This is a genomic window from Corallococcus sp. CA053C, assembly GCF_003611675.1.
In the GTDB taxonomy this organism is placed as follows: domain Bacteria; phylum Myxococcota; class Myxococcia; order Myxococcales; family Myxococcaceae; genus Corallococcus.
The window spans coordinates 1-4987 of sequence record NZ_RAWA01000563.1 but is presented as its reverse complement, the minus strand read 5'-3'; the positions used below and the strand labels follow the sequence as shown (position 1 = coordinate 4987).

General features: G+C 71.0%; 3 protein-coding genes. All 3 read left to right on the top strand.

The genetic code is table 11. The annotated features are described in order from the left end of the window. The coding region (locus D7V97_RS39915; protein ID WP_120615810.1) for a putative baseplate assembly protein at nucleotides 1–2891 on the top strand (2891 nt) is incomplete at its 5' end. Then, nucleotides 2881–4101 carry a hypothetical protein gene (locus D7V97_RS39910; protein WP_120615809.1) on the top strand — a complete coding sequence of 407 codons (1221 nt, stop codon included), beginning with the start codon at nucleotides 2881–2883 and terminating at the stop codon, nucleotides 4099–4101. The genes D7V97_RS39915 and D7V97_RS39910, both read left to right, overlap by 11 nt. Next, nucleotides 4098–4987: phage tail protein (locus D7V97_RS39905; RefSeq protein ID WP_120615808.1), on the top strand; the 890-nt coding region annotated here is incomplete at its 3' end. The genes D7V97_RS39910 and D7V97_RS39905, both read left to right, overlap by 4 nt.

Below are 4987 nucleotides of genomic sequence, written 5' to 3'. Positions count from 1 at the left end.
TCCTCGACGCGCGCACCAGCGACGACGTGTACGCCGACGCCCTCCGGCTGGCGAAGGTCTACCTGCCGCAGTGGGCGGGCTTCTGGCCCGCGGGGTCCCCGCAGTACTTCGCCACCGACGATCCCGGGCTCGTCGTCCTCAAGCTGCTGGCCCAGCTCCACTCGACGCTCGGCACGCAGCTCAACCGGGCGCCGGACAAGCACTTCCTCACGTTCCTCGACTTCTTCGGCGTGGAGCTGCGAGGCCCCCAGGCCGCGCGCGTCCCGCTGACGTTCACGCTCGCCGATGGCAGCGGTCCGGTGGAGATCCCCCCCAACACCCAGGTGGCCTCCGAAGCCGACGCCAACCTCCTCTTCGAAACCACCCGCCCCCTGGTGGCGCTGCCCGCGCGGCTGGTGGCGGGCTACATGCTGGCCCCGGCGGCGGACACGTATTCGGAAGTCACCTCGCTCGTGGGCTCGCCCGACACCGGCGCCCCGGTGGCCACGCCGCTCGCGCACGTGCTGTCGCTGGGCAGCGCGACGCTGTTCCAGCAGTCCACCCCCGTGGAGGAGCTGAGCATCACGCTTCAAGGCGTGAACCTCTTCCAGGCGGACTTCGCGCGGTGGACGGACGGCGCCGGCACCCCGCTGCGCCCGCGGTTCAGCCCCGAGCGCTACGACACGCTGACCGCGTCCTTCACCAGCTTCTCACAGACGACCGCGTCGCAGGTGGGGGGCCAGACGTCCTTCTGGATCTCCGTGAGGCCCTCCGAGGACGTGCGCATCCGGAGCGCCGACGCGGAGATCCTTCCGCAGATCAGCAACATCTCCGCCACCGTGCGCTCGCCCCGCCTCCAGGCGGAGGCCACGTACACCAACGGCACCGCCGTGGACCTCACCAAGGGCGGCTATCCCTTCGGACAGATGCCGGCCGTGGAGGATGCCTTCTACATCGCGTCGACGGACGTGTTCTCGCGCGTGGGCGCGGCCATCTCCCTGGACTTCGAGGCGACCTCCATCTCGCCGCCCACGCCCGTCCGGCTCGCCTGGGAGTCCTGGGACGACGGCTGGCAGCCGCTCGACGTGCTCGACGGCACCGACGCGCTCACGCACTCGGGACGCGTGAGCTTCACCTGCCCTCCCATGTCCCTGGCCACGATCAACGGCCGCACGAGCCGCTGGATGCGCGCGCGCATCGCGTCGGGCGGCTACGGCCTGCCCGGTGGCATCGTGGTGGTGAAGTCCGCGCAGTACGTCGTCGACGATCTCATCGGTCCCTACGTGACGGACAAGGGCGAGGTCCTGGACATCCTCCAGGAGCACGACCTCAACTTCGGCTACGAGTACCAGCCGCCCAGCTACGTCCCGCCGTACGTCGCGTCCCTCCGGTTGCGCTACGAACTCACCGAGCGCCCCGAGCTGGCCCTCACGCGCAACGGGTTCACCGATGCGCCGCTGGAGCTGCTGCCGTACCAGCCCGTCCCCGAACAGGAGTCGGCCTGGTATCTGGGCTTCGCGCCGGAGGACTTCCTCTTGCACGCGCGCGGCCGGACCCTGTCGCTGCTCGTGCTGCTGCCCACCACGCGCAGCGGCACCGACGTTCCCCCGGCCGCGTCCGCGGCGGCACCGACGTGGTCCGCCTTCGACGGGAGCACGTGGCGCGCGCTCAAGGTCCAGGACGGCACCAACGTCTTCACCACCACGGGCATCGTGAAGCTGGAGATCCCCTCGTGGATGACGAGCAGCTCCGCCTTCGGGCAGGTGCTGGCGTGGCTGCGGCTGTCCGCTCCCGAGGACGACCCCACGCGGCTGCCGCCGCTCCAGGGCATCGTGCCGAACCCGGTGGACGCGGTGAACGGCGTGCTCTGGACCAACGAGGTCCTCGGCTCAGGCACGGGAGGACCGGGCGTCACGCTGGAGTTCCCCCGCAAGCCGGTGCTGGAGGGACAGACGGTGCAGGTGTTCGAGCAGACGCCCATCGCCCCCCAAACGGTGCCCGGCGGCCAGCCGCTCGCCGCCGTCGCGGGGCCTCAGACGTGGGTGACCTGGACCGAGGTGTCCAGCTTCTCCTTCTCCAGCGCCACGGACCGTCACTACCTGCTCGACCACGCCAGCGGGATGCTGACGTTCGGTGACGGCGTGCGAGGCATGGCCCCGCCCCCGGGAGAGAACAACATCCAGGCCAGCCAGTACCGCAGCGGCGGGGGCCTGGGTGGCAACCAGCCCGCGCTCACGCTGACCCAGCTCCAGCGCGCGCGGCCGGAGATCGACTCCGTCACGAACGTCCTGCCGTCCCGGGGCGGCACCGGCGCGGACACCCTGGACGCGCTGCGGACGCTCGGCCCCAGACGGTTGAAGGCGCGCGACCGGGCTGTCAGCGCCGGGGACTTCGCCACCCTGGCCCTCACGTCCTCCCAGCGCGTCGCCCGGGCCACGGCCTACGCGGAGCTGGACGGACGGATGTTCGTCGCGGTCGTCCCGCGTGAGCCCGCGGACCTCCAGCCCACCGTCAGCTCGGACCTGGTGGAAGAGGTGGGCGAGTACCTGCGCGCCCGCGCCCCCTTCGTCGTGGCGGACACGCTGGACGTCGTCGGGCCGGAGTACGTCCCCATCGACGTCTTCGTCCGCGCCGTGCTGGAGCCCGGGGAGCAGGAGGCCCTCATCCGGGAGCGGATGACGGCCCTGCTGGCGCTCTTCTTCGCCCCGCTCGGCGGCCCCGGCCACGAGGCGGGCTGGGACTTCGGGGCGACGGTCCACGCGGCGGACGTGGCGCAGGCGCTGGAAGCCGTGCCGGGGGTCATGGTCATCGACGGGGTCACCCTCGCCGGTGGCCTTGCGTCCCTGCCGCTCGTGCGAGCCTGGCTCCCGACCGTCGGCACCGTGACCCTGGAGGTGGACCATGGCGGATGAACTGCGCCTGCCGGACCTCGCGCCGGAGGGGTACGCGGAGATCTTCGAGGCGTTGCGCAACGCCATCCCCACCTTCAGCTCCAACTGGACGGACTACAACGCCTCCGATCCAGGCATCACCCTGCTCCAGCTCCTGGCCTGGGTGGGCGAGGCCACGGCGTACCGGGTCGACCGGGTTCCAGACGCGTCGTTCCACAACTTCCTCCTCATGGCCGCCGGCGTGCCCGAACAGGGCGTCGAACAGGCGCTGCTGACGGCACAGCGCGACATCGTGAAGCGCGGGCTGGTGACCATCACGCTCGGTGGCCAGCCCGTCCTGATGGACCCCGCGTACGTGGAGCTGCTGCGCTACCTGGTGTCCATCCTCGGGCAGGACGTGGACGCGGCTCAGATGCACGCGGTGGCGCAGCGCTACTGGTCCAGCCCCTACCGCGCGGTGACCCGCGAGGACTTCGAGGCCCTGTCGCTCCAGTGCTCCGCGAGCGTTCCCGACACCGCGCCGTTCGACAAGGTGATGCGCGCGTTCGTCCACCACCAGGAGGCGGGCGTGCGGGTGACGATCGTCTCCGGCTACGTCCCGCTGTACTCGCTCAAGTTCGCGAAGAGCTACACCACGACCACGCCCGCGGAGCCTGACCCGGCGATGTACGGGACGCTGACCGTGAGCGCGACGCCCCCCAGCTTCTCGTCGCTCAACGGGTACGACAAGCTGGTGTACGCGGTGGGTGCGTTCCTGGCCCCGCGCCAGCTCATCGGCACGGCCGTCTCCGTGGAGGCGGCGCGCTTCACCCCGCTGGTGGCGTCCGTGGATCTCGTCGTCGCGCGCGGCTACGACGGGGAGACGGTGCTGCGGGCGGCGGCGGCGAGCCTCATCGCGCTGACGGATCCGCTCAAGGGAGGAAGCGACGGCGACGGCTGGACCTACGGGCAGCCGCTCCTGGAGCACGACCTGCTCGCCGCGCTCGGGGGACTCCCGGGCATCGACCCGAGCTTCCCCCTGGTCGCCCAGGTGGACGCGCTCAACGGCACGCGCGTGGGGGATGCGGCGGTCGGAGTGACGACGGTGGTCGAGTCCCCGCCATACGATGCCGGCTTCCCCTGGTTCGTGTCCCTGACGCTCCGGGCCCTCTACAGCACGTGGACGATCCAGGTGGGCGTGCATGGTCGCGTCGCCATGGACACACGGATTCCGTTCGAGGAGGACGCATGAGCGGGGATCCGAACAGCTACCTGCGGTTCCTCCCCGCGCTCTTCGCGCTCCGGGGGCCCGGGGACTCGCCGTCGTTCCTGGAGCAGTACCTGCACATCCCCGAGAGCATCCTCGGGTCGCGCGACGGAGCGTCAGCGAACGTGCAGCGGGGCATGGCGGCGGTGCTCGACGTGCTTCCGTCGCTGCTCTACCCCCGCCTGTCCTTCCTGTTCCCGGGTTCGAGCGCGCTCGTCCCGCCCATCGAGGTCACCACCGCCAATGGCGACCCCAACGACGTGGCCACCGCGCGCAACCTGCGGGCGCTGAATGGCCTGCTCGGCATCGTGCCCATCGACAGCACCTTGTCGAAGGACACGGGCCCGTGGCGGACCGCGGTGCTGGCCTGGCTCACCGACTACCTGGACTGGCTCGGGGGATGGCTCGACTTCACGGGCAACCCGGACTGGAGCGTGGACCGGCGGCGCGCCGTGCTCATCGGCCTGATGCCCCTGTACCGCAAGCGCGGGACTCGCGACGGGCTGGAGGGGCTCTTGCGCCTGCTCGTCGCGCCGGACATCCGGGTCATCGACCTGGTCTCCGCCACGCCGCTGCTGCTGGGCGAGAACTCGACGCTGGCCGAGTTCTACAGCGACGGCGACGGCGTGCTGGACGGCACGCGGCCCTTCAGCTTCGCGGTGGAGATTCCACTGCCCACGTATGACTTCGACACGGCCCCGGTGCAGGCGCTCGTCGCCAGCGTGCGGAAGCTCGTCGACGACGAGAAGCCCCTGCACACGCGCTACGTGGTGCGCCTGCGGACCCTTACCTTCACCGTCGGACTGAATTCGACCGTGGGGACCGATACCCTCATCCCGATCCCGGAGAATGCCCGTGGCCTCCCCCGCCC